We start from the raw sequence: 21,197 nt of genomic DNA on the forward strand, positions 1-21,197 counted from the left end.
GGCGTTAGAAGCCTTAATTGGAGATTGTTATCTATGGAAACAGAAAGGCTTAAGCTACTTCCTCCGTCAATGGAGTATCAGCCTTTGATGCTCGAAGCGATACGAGAGAGCCAAGATGAGCTTGGTGTTTATCTCCCTTGGGTTCCATATGCGTTGACTGAAACAGAATCCATCGAAAATACAAAGCAGGCTATCAGCAATTTTGAGAACTTTGAAGGTGAGTTACGATATTCAATCATCGAGAAAAGCACGGGTCGTTTTCTAGGAGTAATAGGGCTTATTATTCGTGACAAAACAATTCCGTATTTTGAAATTGGTTATTGGCTACGCAGTTCGAGCGTTGGTTATGGCTTCATTTCGGAAGCTGTTAAAGCTGTAGAAACATACGCATTCAAAGAACTTAAGGCTAATCGTCTCGAAATCAAAGCTGCGGTAGATAACTTGAAAAGTCGATCTGTAGCAGAGCGTGGTGGATATACATTCGAGGGGATACTGTGCAATGACCGAAGATTGCCGTCAGGTGAGTTGAGTAGTACGGCAATGTATGCGAAAATAGGCTTATAACAAACGTGTCAATTAGAACGCTCGCGAGCTCGCACCTATTTACGTGGGCGCTAGGACTTGTGGGAGATTTTATGGCACTTCAAGATCAACCCGCTTACATTATCAAAATGCGAGCAAAACCGGGTCTAGGCGACAAGCTTTTCGAATTGGTTCGCGCTGGAATGACGAAATCTGGGGCTTCCGAACGATTCATCATTGCTCGTGAGGACGGAGACCCAGACATCCTTTGGAATGTTGAGGTCTTTAAATCCGACCAAGCTAAAGTCAACTATGAGAATAGCCCGCTCGCTGACGAACTCAGCGACGAGATCATTAATCTTTTGGCCGAGCCGCCTATGCGCATTCCAGTCCATCCATATGCAGCTCTTCCCATCAATGTGTCCTAACTATTCATTCAAGCCAACGCCGCTCTGTGGTGCGCCTTAATTCAGTCGTTAAATCTAGGGGAGTCATAAAATGATCTTCGGAATAAACCACGTACAGATCAGTATTCCAAAGGGGGCAGAAGAGCAAGCACGCCTTTTTTATTGTGAATTACTAGGACTAACGGAATTGGAAAAGCCGGAAGTGCTAAAGCGTAATGGCGGCCTTTGGTTAAAAGTTGGTTCAACTCAGCTTCATTTAGGCATAGAAGACTTAGAGAATCGACATAAGTCAAAAGCGCATGTGGCTTTTGAAATTGAAGACGAACAAAGCATGCGTGAATTGCTTCAATGCAATAATGTTGAAGTTATGGAAAATACTCAAATCAAAGGTTATAAACGCTTTGATATTCGAGATCCATTTGGTAATAGACTTGAATTCATGGAAAAAATTTAACAAATTGTAGTACGCAGCCCTTACCGGGCTTTGGGCGGCAACTGAGCTTCGGCGTCATGTATCAAAAGGTAATTCATGTCAAAAGTAACATTGAAAGGCTTTATTTTAGTTCTTGAGTCGGAGCTTGAATTAGTAAAAAGTGAGTTGGTAAACCATAAACGTCTGACTCTCGAAGAAACTGGGTGTATCACGTTTAGTGTCATTCAAAATTCGGAAAATTCTCTTCGTTTCGACGTTTATGAAGAGTTTGCGGATAAAGCGTCTTTTGCACAACATCAGAAAAGAGTTAAAGCTTCTCATTGGGGTAAAGTGACAGTTAACGTTGAACGTCACTATGAAATCTTTGAGTAAATGCACCACAAACAATTTAAGAGTGATTTGGCACACGTGGCATTTTGGGTTTGCATTGGGTTTAGTGGTTAAGGTGGTATGCGGCGGCATCGGTATTGCGCGTCGCACTACTTAATTGGGCGTTGGAATCTATTAAATGAGTATCGGATTAAAAAGAGGCACAGTAAAACTTTCTGAATATTCAGATGATTGGCCTAATGAGTACGAAAAAGAATCCTTGTTAATAATGACGTTGGCAGGAAAATATATTTCTCGAATTGAACATATAGGTAGTACAAGTGTTCCAGGGTTGAACGCAAAGCCAATTATTGATATCAGCATAGAAGTCGATTCAAAAGCACAATTGGAAATGTTGGTAAAATCATTACCAAGTGACATATATGAGTACTTTGGCGAACGAGATATTCCTGGAGATTATTTTTTTGCAAAGGGTTCAGAGGCAATGCGTACTCACTACATTCATGTTTCTTTGCGAGCGAGTAATCGGTTAGATAATTATATAAAATTTCGTGATGCGCTTCGGTCAAATCCAATTTTGGCTTCAGAGTATCGAAATTTGAAGGAAAGGTTATCTAATCAATACCAAAATGACAGAAAATCGTATACAGAGTTAAAAGGTCAATTGATAGCAGAGGTGATCAATTCCTAATAAGGCGCTTAAGATGGACCAACAAATTTTCGGCATTTTTGGTTCGCTTGAGTGTAGTGTATATGGTGGTCAATTGAGTGAAGTGGTAAGTTTGTTAGCCACTTAGCTCTGTGTTAGGTATCATAAATATGAATTCACTTTGGTTTACCTACATTACCGGCGTCGCTTCTCTTTTGGGGTTTATTGTCCAAGTTTTCGATCTATTCCCAAAATACGGGGTCGCTAGAAGATCTGTGTTTTTGGTCGTTTCCGGTGTATTTCTGGGCAGTCTGAGCTTCGCACACCGGATTCAAGTGAGTTATATCGCTTCTTGAAGTCCGAAGAGTGTAGTTCAGTAGAGCATTCTATCTTTTCGCCTAATCGTAAATCGGAACTAGATCAGCTATTTATTCATGGTGTTCCGGTTATTTTTGGGGGGCGTAAATCAAGCTTTAATTCCTTTGGCTAAACATGCTATAGAAGCTTTGTGCATTAGTAATCATCTTGGGATTTTAAAGCCAAACACAAAATACTCGTACTATCACCCACTACCGAGAATCTAGCAAAGCAACTTGAGTGGGTGCAGTATGTAACGAGTCAAATCAGTCAGATGGCTAAAGCCGTCGCTGTTTGAGGCGTTAGGTGAAACTACATCGCCACTGTATCGGGTATCGGCGTATCAGTACGTAAACGATTTTTTTGGGGTTGCTTAATTATGTGTGAGAATTCATTTAAATGAAGTTCTATTTGATTTAAGACGACATCATCAACAGTAGAATCAAATTTTCGTGCAAATAATTTAGGACTAGCAATAAGATCTTTTGTATCCTCTGAAGTAAAAGTGCGTGGCCTTAGCTTTATATCGCCATCAGCCACCCAATCAATTAGACGTAAATCATCCTGAATAATATTCCCATGACAATCATTGTTCATCATAACAGTTTGGAAAAAACCTTCATCCGCAATAAAGCAATTTTTATAATATGATTTGTATCGCTTAGATTCTTTTGCTGTGGATACAAATTCGCAAAATCTTCTGCTTACGATCATCCATTGAGTTCCTATATGGGGTGTTACTCCTTTTAAGAATTGACGAGAAATATTAGGCCTAAAAATATGATTTCTAATTTCAAAGCACATATCAAGGACACGATTCATGGTGTCAGGACGTACTTGAAGCTGATCTTTCGCAAGAATATATTCGTTATCTGGATTTTTTTCTAAAAATTTACGGATGTAATTTTGAGTTTTTAACGGGAAATCTTGACCACTGAGATTAATAAAGTGCGTCCAATCTTTATTGATTTCTAATAGCTTTTTTATTCCTCTAAGTTCGATATTTACTAGGCTATAACCACCCCATTTAGCTTTTTCTGGTTTAAGTATGTAGGCATTTGGATAATCATTTAAAAATGTTTTGATGCTTTCTGAGATTTCACGGCTAGAGGATTTGTCTACATGAATGAGATAATGATTCAGAGGGTGATATATTGCTTTAAACATGCGTTTAAACTGTTCTGGGTATCGGTGAACAAGAATAAGGTATGCGATCATGGTAACTCCTGAGAAAACAGGAATTTTGATTTTTACGCTCCTGTTCATTTTAAGTAAGGAATAATGGCAAGGCGTATTCTTGTCGCCTATATATATGGGGACTAAAATCAACAATTCAATGGCGCAAGTATTATATATCACCTAACGAGATGCTTAAGATGGGCCAACAAATTTTCGGCATTTTTGGTTCGTTTGAGTGTAGTGTATATGGTGGTCAATTGAGTGGAGTGGCAAGTTTGTTAGCTACTTGGCTCTTTGTTAACCCGTTTAAGAGGCTTAGTTTGAATATTGAAGTAAGTCGTGAGAAACCCGGTGATGATGCGAGAATACATCAGGTCACAGAAAAGGCGTTTTTAAGCGCTCCTCATGCTGATTATACCGAGCAGTTCATTGTAGATGCCCTCCGCCGTGCAGGCGTGTTGACGGTCTCTAAAGTGGCTAAAGCTGGTGGCGAAATTATTGGTCATGTTGCGATTTCTCCGGTCACTCTCTCAACTGGGGCAACTGGCTGGTTTGGGCTTGGGCCAATATCTGTTCTTCCTCAATTTCAACGGCTCGGTATTGGATCTAAGTTAATGCAGAGTGCTCTTGCTGCGCTTGAAGAAATGGGAGCATCTGGCTGCGTGGTACTCGGAGATCCTGCTTATTATGGTCGCTTCGGGTTCAAGGTTATCGATGGGCTGGTTTTTCCCGGTGTGCCTGCTGAGTATTTTCAGGCGTTATCGTTTTCCGGTGAGTTCCCACAAGGGGAAGTTACTTACCATGAGGCTTTCTCAGCTCAGGGGTAACAAGGCCAAGCAGAGCGACAGCTGTTCTGTTGCGGCTTTGCCTCCATGCCAAACCAGCCGCAAATGCGAGCGTTAGGGGCTGATCATCATGATAATTAAGTTCATAGAATGTATTCCTGTTCCTGGAAAAGAAAATGCTTTCTCTCAAGCTCAGGAAGCTTGGAAGTCAGTATCAGAATGTAATGGGTTTATTTCACAGTATGGTGGCTGGGATCATAATAGCTCTAATGCAGTAGTTCTTTCTCTGTGGTGTGACCAAAGTTCTGTTAATGAGTTTATGTTATCAGTGCATGACGACATTGCAGAAAAGAACTTTCAATATCAGACTTATCAACAATGTACAGTTCATTACCTTACTATTGAGCAATTAATATCAAATCATAAATATATAAATCCTAGTGAAGTTGGATTTATTCGTATAGCTGACTGCAAACTCAAACAAAATGGTCAGCAACATTTTTTCAAAGATCAGCAGTCAATCTGGAATCCTTTCATGTCCTCTTGCTCAGGGATGTTAGGCGGCTATATAGCAAAGTTTAACGACGAGCCTGATCGGTATATGGTTATTTCCTTCTGGCAAGACCAGCAAAGCCATAGTCAATACATAACCAATCAATTTCAAATGGCAAGGAATCAAGTTAATCTTGATGCTTATGTGGATAGTTTAGCCGGTTATCAAATTCCAGCAGTCAAAAGCTGGGGGTTTACCAAAAAAATCTTTTAACACGCATATTAAGTTGACCAAAAACACTCGGTAGTTTTGTTATGACTTATCTGTGGCGTGGTGTTGGGGCAACTTATCCGTGACGTTATGCTGCAATCAGAAAATAGGAAATAATTATGAAATTTCCACATATTGGTGAATTGGTCTTGAGTGAGCAACAGATTCAAAAAGGTGTTGAAATTGTTGCTAATAAGCTGAATAGTCAGTTCAGTGATGCTGTGGTGATCACAGTGGTACCTGGTGGCATTTTGTTTACGGCTGATCTCGTTCGTAAGCTGAAGTTTGATATCAAAATGGATTATATTTCTTGTCCCCATACGCCGGGAGATAGCCAAAACCAATCGGCAATCGTATTCCATGAGAATATTTCACTTCATAGTCAAGATGTCATTATGATTGATGATGCCATTGAGTCAGGTGGAACAATGAAGAGGTTGGTTGCTCATATTCAAGAAAACTATGTAGTAAAGTCACTCTCAATCGCGACATTGTTCGTGAAACCAAATCGTGTGGACATTTCAGTGGCGCAAAACTATGCATATGAAATGGATAATGATGACTTACTTGTAGGTTACGGTTTGCCGTGGGGCGATAAGTTAAGAAATATCCCTTATGTGTCTAAATTGGTGAAGTAGATGGCCAGCAGCACAACAACGCGTTAAAGACCGATTCGCAATGTGTTGTATTTTTCGCTTAAGTTAAGTTTTGTGTTTACGGTGCAATGATTTAGGTTAGGTGGTCGCGTTGCTCACCACTTGAGCGGGCGTTAGTTGGCGAAACTGATAAATATGGTTTTTATACCACGTAAGCAAAAAAGCAGGGGTAGACTAAGCAATTATTAAAAGAACAGATTATTAAATGATAAAAGGACAGACATGAGCAAACCAATGACAACCCTCTTTATGTTAATGTCAGTTGATGGAAAAATTTCTACAGGTAGTACTGACCATAGAGACGCAGATAAAGATTTATATAAAATACAAGGCATCAAAGAAGGCTTGCCGCAGTATTATGATTTAGAGCAGAAAACTGATTTGCATTCTCTAAATTCTGGTAGAGTGATGGCAAAAATTGGCATCAACAGTAACAATAAATTGTTTAATGGATTTGATGCAGTAAATTTCATCATCATAGACAACAATCATTTAGAATCATCAGGAATTAAAAATCTGACCAATAATCTCAAAAAATTATATTTAGTTACATCAAATAAACACCATCCTGCGTTTCAATTGACAAATATAGAAAATCTCGAAATCATTTCTTATGAAAGTGAAGTAGATTTTGTGGATTTATTTGAGAAACTCAGAAATGTATATGAGATTGACAATATTACAGTTCAAAGCGGAGGCACGTTAAATTCAATTTTTTTAAGAAATAAATTGATTGATAAAATTTCAATTGTTGTTGCTCCTGCCTTAATTGGAGGTAAAGATACGCCTTCTTTGATAGATGGAAAATCTTTATCTGTTGATGATGAACTAAAAAATATTAAAGCTTTGCAATTGGTAGATGTAAAAATGCTAAATGATTCATATCTACATTTAAAGTATGATGTGATTAATGATACTGTTCTTGACTAAATATTATGTATTATTAAAAAAATAGCTAACTAACAAAGTCGGTGCAGCAGCTGATCTTGACGTTAATTTTTAAATAGAATCGAGATATTTTAAACATGAAAATTGCAGAACATTTGAAGTCATTAAATATTGAGCTGCCACAGCCGAGCAAGCCAGGTGGTAGTTATGTTCCATATTATCTTAGCGGTAATCTATTGTTTTTGACAGGTCAACTATGCCATTGGAATGGTAAAAGGCTTTATGTAGGTAAGCTTGGTGCTGAATTCAATGTAGAGGAAGGTCAGGAAGCAGCGAGAATTTGTGCGCTGAATCTTATTTCTCAAATTGATGTCGCCCTTGAAGGGCAACTAGATCGTTTGGTTAGAGTCGTTCGATTAGCTGGGTATATGAACTCAACCCCTGATTTTTACGGTCAATCACAAGTCATGAATGGTGCGTCAGATCTATTCGTAGATATATTTGGCGAAAAAGGCCGTCACACTAGGTTAGCGGTAGGCGTTAATGCATTACCCTATAATGTGGCTGTAGAAGTAGAATGCATTTTGGAAATAGCTTAAAGCCAACCAGCTCAGCCAATGCGACGACCTTTTCGTTGCGGCTTCGCCTTCAATACAAAGCCGCGTGTGCTGCGAGCGTTAGATATAAAAAGCATAAAGGATATTAATATGATCATTGATCACATTGGGTTTTCAGTATCAGATTTTAAAAAGAGTCATGAATTTTACTCCAAGGCTTTGGCTCCTCTGGGTATTGAAAAGATAGTGGAGGTTGAAGACGCTAGTGGTTTTGGAAAGAATGGAAAGCCAGAGTTTTGGCTTGGAAAGGGTCACTTACCCCAGTCATCCATGCATGTTGCCTTTACCGCTGATAGTCGAAAACAGGTAGACCAATTTTATGAGGCTGCCTTGGCTTCTGGTGGAAAAGATAATGGTGCACCAGGAATAAGGGAGCGGTATCATCCAAATTATTATGGGGCTTTTGTTATTGATCCCGATGGTCATAATATTGAAGCAGTATGTCATCACGCAGAATAATGCATAACAAAGTAATCAGGTCGCGGCTATCGCCGCCGGACTCGCTAACGCTTGCTGCTGTTTATGGCGTTAGTTGTTCATCAAAAAAGTACGGAGACAGAATTGAAAATTGATTTTACGTTATCACCGAAATCAGAAGATATAGAAAGTATCTATGAGAGTTTGGGTGAGTTTAACCAGAAATTTGCCCCTGAAGTGAAAGATATTTCGTATGGTTTTTTTATTAGAGATAATTCAGGCAAAGTTATCGGTGGTTTAACTGGCTTTATTTTTGTTACATCAATTCAAATCAGGTTTCTTTGGTTATCAGAAGCGTTAAGAAAGCAAGGTATCGGTAGTCAATTAATGCATGAAGTTGAATGTGAAGCCAAACGTCGGGATATTGAAAATATCATGGTTGATACATTTACATTCCAAGCGCCTAAATTTTACGAATCATTAGGCTTTAGAGAAATAGGACGTTATGAAGATTATTTAGTAAAAGGAGTTGATAAAATATTTTATCATAAGAGTTTGAAAAACAACTAACCAATGGTTGCAATAGATGCATTTAACGTTTTGCATTTTGGGGATGGAGTTACGAATTTGTTGTGGGGTCAGTATGTGCGTCACTGAGCTCTGAATTATGCATATTGAAGATTTTGGGAAAGGAGGAAAAGCAGGAAATCTTTTTCTCTAGCGAATGTGGAAATATTAGAATGATCAAAATTCGAAATTATAAAGAATCAGACGCACAAGCTTTGTGGGATATTTTTTATCACACGGTCCACAATGTGAACATTCGAGACTATTCCAAGGCTCAAGTATCGGCTTGGGCTCCAGACAATTTTGATTTTGCTATATGGCAGCGCAAAATGAATTCTATATTACCCATCGTTGCGCAAATTGATGGTGAAATTGTGGGATATGCCGATGTTCAAAATAGCGGTTTGATTGACCACTTCTTTTGTCACTATGAGCATCAAGGTAAAGGGGTTGGACGCAGTTTGATGGAACGCATTATGGTTGTAGGGAAAGCGAAAGGAATATCTCGATTCTTTTCAGAAGTAAGTATTACTGCGCGTCCGTTTTATGAAAAATTTGGCTTTATCGTTGTGAAAGAGCAAACGGTAGAAATGCGTGGCGAAAAGCTACAGAACTTTGTCATGGAGAAATTTAGCTAACAAAACGTTGCCGTTGCAATTGACTTCGTATTGTCTCCCCCTAAATGTTGCGCCATATATGTTGCAACTGTGCTATGTGTTGTTCCCCTAAAGAAGTTGTGCAAATATGAAGATTTTAGAAGCAAAAAGTTCAGATATTCCTTTGCTTATCAAGTTAATGAGTCAGTTTAACATTGAAGAATCAATTAAACTTTCCGTTGAGGCAATGAAAAAAACGATTGAATTGTCTCTTTCTAATCGTAATTACATACAAACTTTCATCGCTTATGAAGGTCATTCGGTTATCGGTTATATTCACATATGCTACTCGTTCAGTTTTGAATACCAAGGGCTAGAAGCCTCGATTGATGAGATATTCATTCTCAAAGAGTTTAGGGGGTTAGGGCTGGCCAAGGTTCTTATTGACGATATTGAGAATGAAATTAAGTCGAAGGGCGTAGTGGCCATTAGGGCCGATGTGTCAGATGAAAAGCCGTGGCTTGACGGTTTTTACAAAAGATTGGGATTTTGTCAGGTAGGTTATAGGCCGTACTATAAGCAGTTATAACAATTTATTGTCCTCAGACCCAACTCTGCGCTGTTTGCTGCGCAAACTTTGGGCCAGTAAGCAAGGTTGTTATGTTGCAGATGGATGTCATCGTATTAAAAGGAATATAAATGGTTGTACTTCGGGAAATGCAGCAAGAAGAATACCCTGCTTATTGTCAGTATTTTATCGACGATTACAGTCAGGAAATAGCCCAGAATTATGGGCATTCTATAGAGTTGGCAATGGACCTGGCTAAAAAAGAGCTCCATCGTAGTTTTCCTAATGGTTTACAGGGAAGTGAGCATTCTTTGTTGTGTATTGATGCACAAGTTGATGGACAGCTAAAGCATGTCGGTTATTTGTGGCATTCAATGAATGCTACAGATAAATCGACGTTTATATATGATTTTTTTGTGTCTGATGAATATCGTGGCCGGGGTTATGGCACTCTAGCTATTTCTGCTTTGGAAAAGCAGCTACAAGAGGTTGGTATTAATCAAATAAAGCTAAGAGTCGCTTATCAAAATGAACGTGCTTTGAAGTTATATCAAGAAATCGGATTTGTGATTACTGGTTTTAATCTGTCCAAGAATATCGGTATGTAGTGACAAGCTGTTTTGTGTCAGAAAAAGTGATCCCAGATATGAAAATGTGGGCTTTCACTGAAGATGCTTTAGAATTCTGATGTGTTTAACAAAACGCATCAGCAGACGACAAATAAACTGGGCAGCTTTTGCTAAGGCCGCCAGTTGAGTACTGCTGTATTTGGTGTTTTAGCTATCTATCGTATTAAATAGGAGCCACATTTGGAAAAAGTTTTAGTCAGTTCGTGTTTGGTCGGTAATAAAGTTCGATATAACGCGAGTTGTTTGTCTGTACAAGAGTCTGATTTGAACTGGCTCCACTCAAGAGTTGAGTTGGTCGTTTTTTGTCCAGAGGTGTCATCGGGTTTACCGATTCCTAGAGCTCCTGCTGAAATTATCGAAGGCAACGGCGGCGATGTCCTTCTTGGTTTTGCAAGTGTGGTTGGAAATGATGGCATTGATGTAACTCAGCCATTTCTTTCTGGCGCTCATAGTGCATTGAAGCTTTGCAATGCACAACGAATCAAGTATGCAATTCTTGCAGATGGTAGTCCCTCGTGTGGTAGTTCAAAGATCTACGATGGAACTTTTAGTGGTAGAAAAATAGATGGCTTAGGGGTAACGGCTGCCTTGTTGGAACGTGAAGGTATTAAGGTATTCAGTCAGAATACGATAGGTCGCCTCAGAGCCGAACTGGAACAAAATAGCTAAAAGGTGCTCCAATGGGCGAATTACAGTACGGTGAATGTGGCATAACATAATGAATTTATTTGAAATTTATCGAGTTGTCCATTTGGCTTAGCTTTATGTTTTTGCGGGTTGAATGGTCAGCGCTATCTCAACACCCATGTCTATATTCTGATTCATTTTTGTATTCATAATAAGGGCCATAGCGTTTAATCCATGCATATAGGCCTGTCGGTGGTCGTACTTAAACAGTCGGCTGCCTCCGTGTCAGAATGGCCAGCTACAGTGATTTATTCACTGGCTTCAATGTTAACTTCTTCGGGGTCATGTTTGCTGCTCATAAATACCTTTGTAGTTATTCTATCTAACTAAAAGGTATTTAGATAATTGTCTGTGATTCAAATAATTACCATGAGTAGTAAAATACTATTTTCATAAATTCAACATATGTTTTCATAAAAGCAACATATTATTTTTTTGCACTCCCCAAAACAGCTGCTATGCTTTTTTTAAAGTAAAAAATAGATAAAAAATATGATGATGCTAGAGAGTGAACAGGGATACGAGTTTGCTTAATCATCATGATAGATTGACAAATCAGAGCTTATAGTCTGGTTTAATATTTATTGATAAAACTAGATGAATGATAAAGCTAATCAATCATTCGCTCTATGTTGCTGAGTTTCGGAGAAACATATGTGTAGTTCATTTTTACGCAACACATTTTCATTACTCTTGGTATTTTTTATTCTATCTTTTTTACCGATGGCTGGTGCCGCACCAGTGAAAGGTTCACATGTCAAAATATATGTCTCAAGTCTTCCTTATCTTTACACATCCCATGCTGTCAATGGTTCACTTTTAAGACCCGCTAATAATGAACGTGGTTGGGAATACTATATGGCCACATCCCATTCAAAAATTAGCGATACCATCTATGAATTTAAATTAAGACAGGGTGTTAAGTTCCAAGATGGAACGCCATTCAATGCCGATTCGGTCATTGAAAATATGAAGTACTTTAAAAAGAAACCTTTTTTATTTAGCAAAATTAATACCGTATATGATCACGCCGAAAAAGTTGATGATTATACGGTAAGGTTTTATTTAAAAGAAAAGTATGGAACATTTCTGAATGATGTGATTTGGATTCAATTTTATACAACAAAATATCTCAAAAAGTTTGGCTGGAATGGTAAGGCAACCTGCCCGAATTTGGCAGAAGCTGGTCCTTATGGATTAGGGCCTTATATTCTTAGTGAAGGTTATATAGAAGGTGATAGAAAAACAGATAAAGCAGTATTAATTGCTAACCCTTACTACTATGATAAGGATTCAGTGAAAGTAGAAAAATTCACTATTTACACGAAGTTAGATTCCAAGGTCGCATTATATGACATCATGGAATCCGAAGGCCATCTGGATATTATGCCAATTGCATTTTCTGACGTTAAATTAGTCAGTTCCTCTCCTTATGCTAAATTAGTTACTGGGCCATCAACAGATAATATAGCCATTCATATCAATATGATTAATGGTAATGAAAAATTAAAAGATAAAAAAGTTCGTCTTGCTCTGAACCGGGCAATAGACCAGCGGGAGCTATTAAATTATGCATTTTCTGGTTATGGTCAAATCAAGCCTACGCTAGCTTCACCTAATTTTCCTGGTGTTAAAGATGCAGTGAAAAATCTGAAGGCCTATTCAGAAATTGAGTCACCAAAAGAAATACGGCAAGAACTAAAGAGTACTTTAGATGGGCTACAACTGAAAGTACTGACACAACAGAAGTACATGTTTCTTTGGCGTTCATTGGACAGAGATTTACGTAAAGTTGGTGTGAAACTTGATTTTGAAATTGTTGATGAAACGACCATTTTTAAACAAATTTTGTCTACCAACGCGGGTAAAAACACAAAATCATGGGATTTGATTGTGTGGGGTGATGATGATTGGTACTTCAATCACCCATGGGCTGCAACCTTTGTTTATCAGCCAAATAGTGTTTGGAGTACGATGCCAGCGGATCCTCTGATGGGTAAGTATATTGATGAAATGTTTAGAGCCACTGCTAATACGCCACAGTTCAGTGAAGTTCTAACGAAAATGATAAACCATGTTTACAAAAATGCTTATATGCTTGTTGTCCCGGCACCTAACAAGGTCGTTGCAGTCAATAAAAAGGTTTCTTACACCCCATTACCAATGGCTTCTCTGCCATTATGGGATATTGAAGTGAGCGATGATCACTGGTCGATAAAAAATAACGGAGATAAGTAGCCACTGCTCAAATGTTGAAAAAAATTATTTTTATCGAGATAGCTATATGAAAATGAAATTAAAACTTAGAAGTCAATTGTTGCTGATTTTTTCTTTAATAGGGATATTGCCAGTTGCAATTGTTGCTGCGATTTCATTAATGAAATCCAGTTCAGCACTGGAAAGTAACGCCTTAGCACAACTGGTAAGTTCACGAGATGTTAAGGCAAGTCAAATAGAAAGCTATCTTGATGGTGCTAAAAAAGACATTTCTATTCTATCAAATAGTAGAGATATATTTGATTTATACCGTGCGCTGCAAGTGTATCAAGAGCTAGAAGAAATTAATTCTGAAAATGATAAATTTGGTGTCGACAATATAGACTATAAAGCCATTTGGAAAGAGCGGAGTCAAAATCTATTAAAATATGTAGATGTTCTGGGGTATCGGGACCTTTTATTATTGTCTGCTGGCAAGGGACATATTATATATAGTGTGAAAAAAGGTAAAGAGCTTGGTTTAAATGTTAAGAAGAACTTCGATAAAAAAAATCCAATCTCATTACTATGGAAAAAAGTGTTAGAAACAAAGCGTGTAGCGTTTCAGGACTTCACACCCTATAACTATCGGAATAATACTCCAAGATTCTTTATTGGTGCGCCTGTGTTTAATTTACGTGGCGATGTCGTCGCGGTCATTATCTTAGAACTGTCCGGAGAGGTCATTAATGACATTATGTCCCAGCGCTCGGGGCTTGGAGAAACAGGTGAAACATTTCTCGTTGGTAAAGATCATTTAATGCGTTCTAACTCTTATTTGGATAGTGCCCGTTATTCGGTTGTGAATGCATTTGCTAATCCAGAGAGTAATAAAGCAAAAAGTATCGCCATTGACGATGCCCTGTCGGGGAAAACAGGCTCAAAATTGATCGATAGTTATTTAGGGCGTGAAGTGTTGTCGGCCTATGCACCCTTAAAATTTGAAGGAACAACATGGGCGATTGTAGCAGAAAAGTCACGGGGGGAAGCTTTTGCATCGGTGAATGCAATCAAATGGGTCATTATATATTCAATCATAGTTATAGCTGTCATTATCATTGCAATAGGTATTGTATTGAGTCGCTCTATTACCAATCCTATTCTTAAAATGACCGAAATCGTTAATCAATTGGCAAGTGGTAATGTTCGTAAGAGAACAAACATAAAACGCTCAGATGAACTTGGCGATATGGCATCGTCGTTAGATAATTTTGCTGAAGAGCTGGATACGGTGTTCGTGAGTAGTTTAGAAAAAATATCAGAAGGTGATTTGACCAGTAATTTAACGTCTAAAGGCCAACAAGATGTCATCACCAATGCACTGATTAAAACAAATGCTGATTTGAAAAGTATCGTGACTGATATTTCAGGTTATACCAATAGCATCGTTGAGCAGAGCAATAAGGTCATGCTTTCCAGCGAAACAATATTGTCTAATACAGCAAGTTCTGAACAATCAATACAGTCGATTTCAGTAGCGATAGTTGAGGTAAACGAGCAAGTCAATACCACGGCTAACACGGCTAAGGAGGCTGATGAACTGGGTCAAAAAGCGAAGCAGTCGGCTTCGCTCGGTAGTGAACTTGCTAGTAAAACCGTGTCAGCTATGAATGATATCAGAGAGGCTAGCAGCAATATTTCTTCTATTCTTTCAGCGATAGAAAACATTGCAAACCAAACGAATCTGTTAGCCTTAAATGCGGCGATTGAGGCTGCCAGAGCCGGTGAATCAGGCAGAGGTTTTGCTGTGGTTGCCGATGAAGTTCGTGCTTTAGCAGCACAAAGTACAAAAGCGGCCAATGAAACAGCTAAGTTAATTGATGTCGTGGTTGAAAAAACGAAAGTCGGTGCAGAAATTTCTGAACACTCATCTGAGAGCCTTAAAGAAATAGTTGATTCTATTGAAGAGGTCTGCAATTTGATGGGGAATATTGCGATTGCTTCTGAGGAACAGGCTAGAACCATTAATGATACAAGTAATAATTTAAATCGTATCGCTGCTAAAAATGTTGAAACAACATCAGAAGCTGAGGAGGGGGCTGGTACTTCTCAGAAACTAACAGAGATGTCGTCTGGACTTAAAGGTATTGTGGAGAAATTTACCCTTAGCTCTGAATCTAGTCATTCTAGCCGTCGGTTGTAAATGTCTTTGTCAAAAATAGTCAGTCAGTAAATGCAGAGATCAACGAAAAGAGACTGTTCTGAGTTTTGTGCCATTGTCTCAGCTTAAGCCTTAAAAGGCTAAGAATAGACAATATGGATAAAAAAGAGGACAGTTTCGTTTCTTTGTTAATTGAGTTAGTTTTATAGCTAACACTTCAAGCAGATTTTTTATGCATAGCATTTTTATTTCGAACTAATATTGAGTGTTTAAGGCTCGATGCAACAGGAATTTAGGCTGAGTTACTGCACTGCTTAAGCGGGCGTTATGTATTTAGGCGGAGATGTTTTTGATCGTTGTTGAAGAGTCAAAATGATTCATTTCAGTATGTCGCAAATGGGAGCGTTGATTCTTCTCGAGAATTTTAAGCTTTCAAATTTATTAATATCTCAAATCGTTGGAGCACCGTCGAAGGCCGATACATGGCACTTACGGTGTGAGAAAGATGAGTTGTTAACACTTCAAAAAGCGCTCGCAGAAAATTTCAAAAAAAATGAAGAAAGCTCTGCTTTAGGCATAGTTTTGGAAGAGTTGGATGAAATATGCAGAGAACACTTATAGCAATTGGGTGTAGTGGCATAGCGCCTCTATGCTAACGAAAGAGACCGTTGGAAAACGAAAAGGTTGTATATCTTATTCGTTTAATCAACGTATAGATGTGCCAACAGAATTCGTGCTTTATGAACAATGGGAATCAGAAGAAGATTTACATGCGCATATCGAGTATTTAAAAGTACTTTTAGGTCCTGCTAAACTTGGCGGATTTTTGCCAGAAACACTCATCAATATGTTTGAATCAGGGCGTCCTTATTACTACAGTGTGGTTGAATAAAGAGCATCATCATGGCACAAAGTAAGATAGATGCGATCGTCGATCTCATCAAACAGGATCCCGTTAGAGTCGAGGCGCTGAAGTGCGTGTCTCAATTAGCTTTGCCTCAGTGCTATGTTGCCGCAGGATTCGTCCGAAACCTAGTTTGGGACACATTGCACTATTATAAAGTTTCAACGCCTCTGAATGATGTGGATGTGATCTATTTTGACCCTACCGAGCGCCCCCCTAATGCCTATTTAAAGTATGAAGCACAGTTAAAAGAGCATATGCCCCAGTTTAACTGGCAAGTTCGCAATCAAGCGAAAATGCATGTGCGTAATGGTGACGAACCTTATCAAAGCTCTTTGGATGCAATGAGCTATTGGCCTGAAAAAGAAACAGCAATTGCAATTCGTCAAACTGAATTAAACCAGTATGAGTGTATTGCTGCCTTTGAGCTTGAATCTCTATTTAATTACTGCATCACATATAATCCCAAAAGGTTAAGAGAGACCTTTGAAAATCGCGTCAATTCAAAAGGGTGGCTGACCATCTGGCCTTCTTTGCGAGTTGTCCTATAACAAACTGAACAGGGCGATGACTCACGCGCGGCATTTTTAATAAGCGGCGCATTGCGATACCTTGGTGATAGTGTCATGAGAGTATGACAAAGCGCTATGTTCTTATTCCGTTTTGTACTGGTGGAGGTCGTCGTGGAACAACATGTTGTATTGAAAAATTTCAATGAAGTTGAGGCATTGTTGAAGACGCAAGATAACGTTCTGAGTGATCTTTGGTCTTACACTCAGAGCTATAAGGTTGGCCCTTCAGACATCATCAACATGGATTTTTATGAGTTTGATTTCGAGCCTTATCGTTCGTTAGCTGTATCTGTTGGGATGAGTTGCTTTGGAATTAACGGCTCAGGTAATGGGTTTTATTTAACCCATATAAACCTTGGAGGACATGCGCCGTTATGTACGGTCCGCCCGGTTAATTTATCGCAGTTGCAAGATTTAGACTATTTGGCTCAGATGAGTAGTAATTATTGCGCTAACTTAGAATTAAATGCGCAGCCGACAGGGGAGCGTCGGTTATAAAGATGAACATTACAAAATACGCCGTCGATTTTGTACTGCCACCAATTTTACGTCGCAAAATGTAGTGCCTAGTCGATTTGGTAACTGATCTCAGCGAATATCACATAGGAGAGCTATTGAGATACAGCGAGTAGTTTTGCGCTACTTTTAAAGCTTGCTGATTTGTGTTTACGCTGTAATGGGGCCAGTGAGAGGGACGCGTTGGTAATCTTCTCTTGTGAAATGCGCTGGTGTTAAGGATGCAAAATTTGGATTGAAATATGCAGAGCTTCCAAATGCAGTTGGCATGCACATAGAATAGACATAGCAATATATCAAAAGATCAAAGCAATGGTCTGTTAAGTCCGGTCTATTATTGGGACTGCCGCTGGTTTGATTGGGTGAAGACTATAGAGTTTTATCCTTTTGTTGGATGTTTAAAAAGTGGAGCAAGAATGCGTTCGAGAATCATTGAAGTGGTTGATTATCGTGATTCATGGGTTGATGCGTTTAGCCAGGAGAAAACACTGCTGCAGTCGACCTTGAGTCTAGACAATGTGATGGCCATTCATCATATCGGCAGTACTTCTGTTCAAGGTCTTTGTGCCAAACCCATCATCGATATCCTCATTGAAGTCAATTCACTAGAAGTGTTGGATAGTGAAAGTCATCTGATGGCATCCCTTGGATATCAAGCGAAAGGGGAGTTCGGTATAAAGGGGAGACGTTATTTCCAAAAAGGTGGTATCCAACGCAGTCATCAAGTTCATGCTTTTTTGGTTGGTTCTTTAGAGGTAAAAAGACATATCGCGTTTCGCGATTATTTAATTGCGTTTCCAGAAATTGCGTCGGTATACGGCACGTTAAAGCAAGAAGGGGCGGCCATTTGTAATCATGATATTGATGTCTATTGCAACTACAAAGACAGCTTTATTAAAGAGCATGAAGCCAAGGCTTTATGCTGGAAATTTCCTTCCTCAAAAATGGGTTAGAAAATCGGTTACGGTTCGCTGAATACCGATTTTTAATGTGTCATCAGCTCTGAGCCAGTTGCTTTTTAGGTAAATCATGCGGGAAAATAATTTACCGTTTTTTTAAAGGAATTTTTATGTCGGTTTTTCAACCGCCTTACACGTTTGATACGTTATTGGAAATCATGGCACGACTGCGTGATCCTCAACAAGGCTGTCCTTGGGACTTGCGTCAGAGCTTCGAGACATTGGTTCCTCATTCTATTGAAGAAGTATATGAAGTAGCTGAAGCAGTGCGTCTGAGTGATGATGATGCGTTGCGTTTAGAGTTAGGCGATCTGTTATTTCAGGTGGTTTTTTTCGCGCAAATTGCTAAAGAGAATCAACAATTTGATTTTGCTGCAATTATCGATGGGTTATGTGAAAAGCTTTTACGCCGTCATCCTCATGTATTTGGCTGCGCACAGTTTGCTAGTGAAGCGCAAGTTAACGCTAATTGGGAGGCTGAAAAAGCCAAAGAGCGAGCCGATAAAAAAGCGCAGAGTGTGCTGGATGATGTTCCTTTGGCGTTACCTGCGTTGAGCCGAGCTCAAAAGCTGCAAAAGCGCGCTGCAAATGTTGGGTTTGACTGGGACAATGCTCAGCAGGTGACAGATAAAGTGGCTGAAGAGCTTGAAGAGGTCCGAGTAGAGCAACAGCGTGAGGATAGCGATGCGTTAGCCGAAGAGATTGGTGATCTGTTATTTGCCAGTGTCAATTTGGCTCGTAAGCACGGCTTTGACAGTGAAACGTTGCTGCGAAAAGCCAATGAGAAATTTGAGCGCCGCTTCCGTCAAGTTGAACAATTCGCATCCGACAGTGATAAAACCATCAGCGAACATTCCTTAGACGAGCTGGAAAATTACTGGATTGAAGTGAAGGCTCAGGAGCAATCTCACTGAGCCTATCGGGTTAGCGTTTTACATCAACGAGTGCTTCATTGATGATAATATCTACAATCTGTTCATCAAGTAGTGTTGATATATCCCCTAGTGAGGTAGCATCGCCAGCGGCAATCTGGCGCAGAATACGGCGCATAATTTTACCACTGCGGGTTTTAGGCAGATTCGGCACAAGCTGGATCAAATCTGGTCTCGCGATTGGGCCGATGAGTTTATTGACGCCCTGTTCAATACTCTGTTTAATACCCGCTTCACCACCGGTTGAAGTCTGTGGGCAAACAACAAAGGCATAAATTCCCTGACCTTTGATCGGGTGAGGGTAGCCTACGACGGCCGATTCATTGACCAATGGGTGTTCGTTGATCGCGTTTTCTATCTCTGCGGTACCCAAACGGTGTCCAGAGACATTAATAACATCATCAACACGACCTAGGATACGGTAATAACCATCTTCATCGCGTCGTACACCATCGCCAGAAAAATAGTAGTGCTCAAACTGGCTAAAGTAGGTTTGTTTAAACCGTTCATGATCGCCCCAAATACTGCGTGCCATGCCTGGCCATGGATAACGAATGCAGAGGTTACCTTCTACCGAGTTACCTCGCTGCTCTTGACCATCATTGTCGATAATCACTGGTTGAATACCGGGTAAAGGGAGTGTCGCAAATGAAGGTTTTGTTGGGGTGACACCCGCGATAGGCGCAATCATGACACCGCCTGTTTCAGTTTGCCACCAGGTGTCGACCACTGGGCAACGATTTTGACCAATGTGATCATGCACCCAGTGCCAGGCATCTTCATTGATGGGTTCGCCAACGGTGCCGATCACTTTAAGAGAACTTAATGCCTTACCTTCGAGATACTCATTGCCCATGGTTAATAAAGCACGAATCAGCGTTGGTGCCGTATAAAAATGAGTGACTTGATATTTGCCGACAATATCCCACATCCGTCCAGAATCAGGCCAACTTGGAACGCCTTCATACATAACAATATGAGCGCCATTTAATAATGGACCATAGACTAAATAGGAATGGCCTGTGATCCATCCAACATCGGCAGTACAAAAATAAACATCGCCGTCTTGGTATTGGAAAACATTAGCAAATGTGTAGGCACTATAGACCATATAGCCACCCGTCGAGTGGACAATCCCTTTTGGCTGGCCTGTTGAACCTGATGTATAAAGGATGAAAAGTGGATCTTCACTGTCAAGAATTTCGGCAGGACAATCAGTACTTGTGTCTGCTAAAAATTCATCCCATAAAATATCGCGATCTTTTTTTAATGGCACTTCTTTTTGGGTGCGCTGGTAGACCACCACGCGTTGGACGAGGTCGCTTTTCTCCAATGCTTCATCAACGATCTGTTTTAAGGCGATGGTCTTCTCGGCGCGATAGCCAAAATTAGCGGTGAGAACAATCTTAGCCTCCGCATCGCGAACGCGATCAGCTAGCGCTTGGGCGGAGAATCCAGCGAAGACTACGGAGTGAATCGCACCAATTCTGGCACAAGCGAGTACTGCAATGACCAGCTCTGGGACCATTGGCATATATAAGATAACCGTATCCCCTTTTTTTATGCCTTCACGTTTTAATGCATTCGCAGTTTGATTAACAACACTTAATAATTCCTGATAAGTATATTGGCGGCTCGCTTCGTTGGGGTCATTGGGTTCCCAGTCAATGGCGATCTGCTCACCATGGGTATAGAGGTTTTTTTCAAAGATGTTCTCGGTGATGTTTAATTTTGCATTGCAAAACCAGTTAATGGTCGGTTTTTCAAAATCCCATTGGGTCACATGGGTCCAGCGTTGACGCCAATAGAAAGAATCGGCCTGTTGGGCCCAGAATTTTTCAGGTTCGCTGACACTCTTTTGATACTCATGAAAATATCCACCTAACGTATTGATTTTATTAAACATT

The 21,197-nt window shown here is 39.7% G+C and carries 26 protein-coding genes; 24 read left to right on the forward strand and 2 right to left on the reverse strand.

Annotated features, from left to right (window positions below; genetic code table 11):
* Positions 1 to 33 precede the first annotated feature (33 nt).
* The 5 genes from EV690_RS14010 to EV690_RS14035 all read left to right on the forward strand — a co-directional run bounded on the left by EV690_RS14010 (position 34) and on the right by EV690_RS14035 (position 2,383).
* On the forward strand, positions 34 to 564 hold the full coding sequence (locus EV690_RS14010; protein ID WP_131913634.1) for a GNAT family N-acetyltransferase: 531 nt from the start codon (positions 34 to 36) through the stop codon (positions 562 to 564).
* A gap of 71 nt (positions 565 to 635) precedes the next feature.
* Positions 636 to 950 (forward strand): putative quinol monooxygenase, encoded by a 315-nt coding sequence (locus tag EV690_RS14015; RefSeq protein WP_131913635.1) that lies wholly within the window; start codon positions 636 to 638, stop codon positions 948 to 950.
* A gap of 70 nt (positions 951 to 1,020) precedes the next feature.
* Positions 1,021 to 1,383 carry a VOC family protein gene (locus EV690_RS14020; protein ID WP_131913636.1) on the forward strand — a complete coding sequence of 121 codons (363 nt, stop codon included), beginning with the start codon at positions 1,021 to 1,023 and terminating at the stop codon, positions 1,381 to 1,383.
* A 75-nt stretch (positions 1,384 to 1,458) separates the two neighbouring features.
* Positions 1,459 to 1,734 (forward strand): putative quinol monooxygenase, encoded by a 276-nt coding sequence (locus EV690_RS14025; RefSeq protein ID WP_131913637.1) that lies wholly within the window; start codon positions 1,459 to 1,461, stop codon positions 1,732 to 1,734.
* A 136-nt stretch (positions 1,735 to 1,870) separates the two neighbouring features.
* On the forward strand, positions 1,871 to 2,383 hold the full coding sequence (locus EV690_RS14035) for a GrpB family protein (RefSeq protein WP_131913639.1): 513 nt from the start codon (positions 1,871 to 1,873) through the stop codon (positions 2,381 to 2,383).
* 627 nt (positions 2,384 to 3,010) lie between these two features.
* Here the strand turns inward: EV690_RS14035 and EV690_RS14040 are convergent.
* The gene (locus EV690_RS14040) at positions 3,011 to 3,916 is read right to left on the reverse strand and encodes a beta-1,6-N-acetylglucosaminyltransferase (protein ID WP_131913640.1); all 906 of its coding nucleotides are present in this window, start codon (positions 3,914 to 3,916) and stop codon (positions 3,011 to 3,013) included.
* 281 nt (positions 3,917 to 4,197) lie between these two features.
* Between EV690_RS14040 and EV690_RS14045 the strand changes: the two genes are divergently transcribed.
* The 19 genes from EV690_RS14045 to mazG all read left to right on the forward strand — a co-directional run bounded on the left by EV690_RS14045 (position 4,198) and on the right by mazG (position 19,272).
* The gene (locus EV690_RS14045; protein WP_131913770.1) at positions 4,198 to 4,704 is read left to right on the forward strand and encodes a GNAT family N-acetyltransferase; all 507 of its coding nucleotides are present in this window, start codon (positions 4,198 to 4,200) and stop codon (positions 4,702 to 4,704) included.
* An 88-nt stretch (positions 4,705 to 4,792) separates the two neighbouring features.
* Positions 4,793 to 5,428, forward strand: coding sequence for a DUF4937 domain-containing protein (locus tag EV690_RS14050; protein WP_131913641.1), 636 nt, complete (start codon positions 4,793 to 4,795; stop codon positions 5,426 to 5,428).
* Positions 5,429 to 5,544: 116 nt separating this feature from the next.
* Positions 5,545 to 6,063, forward strand: coding sequence for a phosphoribosyltransferase (locus EV690_RS14055; protein WP_131913642.1), 519 nt, complete (start codon positions 5,545 to 5,547; stop codon positions 6,061 to 6,063).
* Positions 6,064 to 6,303: 240 nt separating this feature from the next.
* Positions 6,304 to 7,011 carry a dihydrofolate reductase family protein gene (locus EV690_RS14060; RefSeq protein WP_131913643.1) on the forward strand — a complete coding sequence of 236 codons (708 nt, stop codon included), beginning with the start codon at positions 6,304 to 6,306 and terminating at the stop codon, positions 7,009 to 7,011.
* A gap of 95 nt (positions 7,012 to 7,106) precedes the next feature.
* Positions 7,107 to 7,568 carry a RidA family protein gene (locus EV690_RS14065; RefSeq protein WP_131913644.1) on the forward strand — a complete coding sequence of 154 codons (462 nt, stop codon included), beginning with the start codon at positions 7,107 to 7,109 and terminating at the stop codon, positions 7,566 to 7,568.
* 111 nt (positions 7,569 to 7,679) lie between these two features.
* Positions 7,680 to 8,045 (forward strand): VOC family protein, encoded by a 366-nt coding sequence (locus EV690_RS14070; protein WP_131913771.1) that lies wholly within the window; start codon positions 7,680 to 7,682, stop codon positions 8,043 to 8,045.
* Positions 8,046 to 8,108: 63 nt separating this feature from the next.
* Positions 8,109 to 8,573 (forward strand): GNAT family N-acetyltransferase, encoded by a 465-nt coding sequence (locus EV690_RS14075; RefSeq protein WP_224054999.1) that lies wholly within the window; start codon positions 8,109 to 8,111, stop codon positions 8,571 to 8,573.
* A 170-nt stretch (positions 8,574 to 8,743) separates the two neighbouring features.
* A complete protein-coding gene (locus tag EV690_RS14080; RefSeq protein WP_131913645.1) occupies positions 8,744 to 9,208 on the forward strand; it encodes a GNAT family N-acetyltransferase in 465 nt (154 codons plus the stop codon).
* Between the two features lie 106 nt (positions 9,209 to 9,314).
* A complete protein-coding gene (locus tag EV690_RS14085; protein WP_131913646.1) occupies positions 9,315 to 9,755 on the forward strand; it encodes a GNAT family N-acetyltransferase in 441 nt (146 codons plus the stop codon).
* 110 nt (positions 9,756 to 9,865) lie between these two features.
* Positions 9,866 to 10,342 (forward strand): GNAT family N-acetyltransferase, encoded by a 477-nt coding sequence (locus EV690_RS14090; RefSeq protein ID WP_131913647.1) that lies wholly within the window; start codon positions 9,866 to 9,868, stop codon positions 10,340 to 10,342.
* A 201-nt stretch (positions 10,343 to 10,543) separates the two neighbouring features.
* Positions 10,544 to 11,032 (forward strand): 2-thiouracil desulfurase family protein, encoded by a 489-nt coding sequence (locus EV690_RS14095; protein WP_131913648.1) that lies wholly within the window; start codon positions 10,544 to 10,546, stop codon positions 11,030 to 11,032.
* Between the two features lie 672 nt (positions 11,033 to 11,704).
* The gene (locus tag EV690_RS14100) at positions 11,705 to 13,288 is read left to right on the forward strand and encodes an ABC transporter substrate-binding protein (protein ID WP_131913649.1); all 1,584 of its coding nucleotides are present in this window, start codon (positions 11,705 to 11,707) and stop codon (positions 13,286 to 13,288) included.
* A gap of 46 nt (positions 13,289 to 13,334) precedes the next feature.
* A complete protein-coding gene (locus EV690_RS14105; RefSeq protein ID WP_131913650.1) occupies positions 13,335 to 15,449 on the forward strand; it encodes a methyl-accepting chemotaxis protein in 2,115 nt (704 codons plus the stop codon).
* 330 nt (positions 15,450 to 15,779) lie between these two features.
* The gene (locus EV690_RS14110) at positions 15,780 to 16,028 is read left to right on the forward strand and encodes a hypothetical protein (RefSeq protein ID WP_131913651.1); all 249 of its coding nucleotides are present in this window, start codon (positions 15,780 to 15,782) and stop codon (positions 16,026 to 16,028) included.
* 28 nt (positions 16,029 to 16,056) lie between these two features.
* The gene (locus tag EV690_RS14115) at positions 16,057 to 16,299 is read left to right on the forward strand and encodes a putative quinol monooxygenase (protein ID WP_131913652.1); all 243 of its coding nucleotides are present in this window, start codon (positions 16,057 to 16,059) and stop codon (positions 16,297 to 16,299) included.
* An 11-nt stretch (positions 16,300 to 16,310) separates the two neighbouring features.
* Complete coding sequence (locus tag EV690_RS14120; RefSeq protein WP_131913653.1) at positions 16,311 to 16,862, forward strand: nucleotidyltransferase family protein; 552 nt, start codon at positions 16,311 to 16,313, stop codon at positions 16,860 to 16,862.
* Positions 16,863 to 16,994: 132 nt separating this feature from the next.
* Positions 16,995 to 17,381, forward strand: a complete 387-nt coding sequence (locus EV690_RS14125; protein WP_131913654.1) for a hypothetical protein — start codon at positions 16,995 to 16,997, stop codon at positions 17,379 to 17,381.
* Between the two features lie 434 nt (positions 17,382 to 17,815).
* Complete coding sequence (locus EV690_RS14130; protein WP_131913655.1) at positions 17,816 to 18,352, forward strand: GrpB family protein; 537 nt, start codon at positions 17,816 to 17,818, stop codon at positions 18,350 to 18,352.
* A 116-nt stretch (positions 18,353 to 18,468) separates the two neighbouring features.
* Positions 18,469 to 19,272, forward strand: coding sequence for a nucleoside triphosphate pyrophosphohydrolase (gene mazG, locus EV690_RS14135; RefSeq protein ID WP_131913656.1), 804 nt, complete (start codon positions 18,469 to 18,471; stop codon positions 19,270 to 19,272).
* A 10-nt stretch (positions 19,273 to 19,282) separates the two neighbouring features.
* Here mazG and acs read toward each other — a convergent pair whose 3' ends face one another.
* Positions 19,283 to 21,196: an acetate--CoA ligase gene (acs, locus tag EV690_RS14140; protein ID WP_131913657.1), complete on the reverse strand. Its 1,914-nt coding sequence runs from the start codon at positions 21,194 to 21,196 to the stop codon at positions 19,283 to 19,285.
* Between the last annotated feature and the right edge of the window lies 1 nt (position 21,197).

This window comes from Celerinatantimonas diazotrophica, assembly GCF_004339545.1.
In the GTDB taxonomy this organism is placed as follows: Bacteria; Pseudomonadota; Gammaproteobacteria; order Enterobacterales; family Celerinatantimonadaceae; genus Celerinatantimonas; species Celerinatantimonas diazotrophica.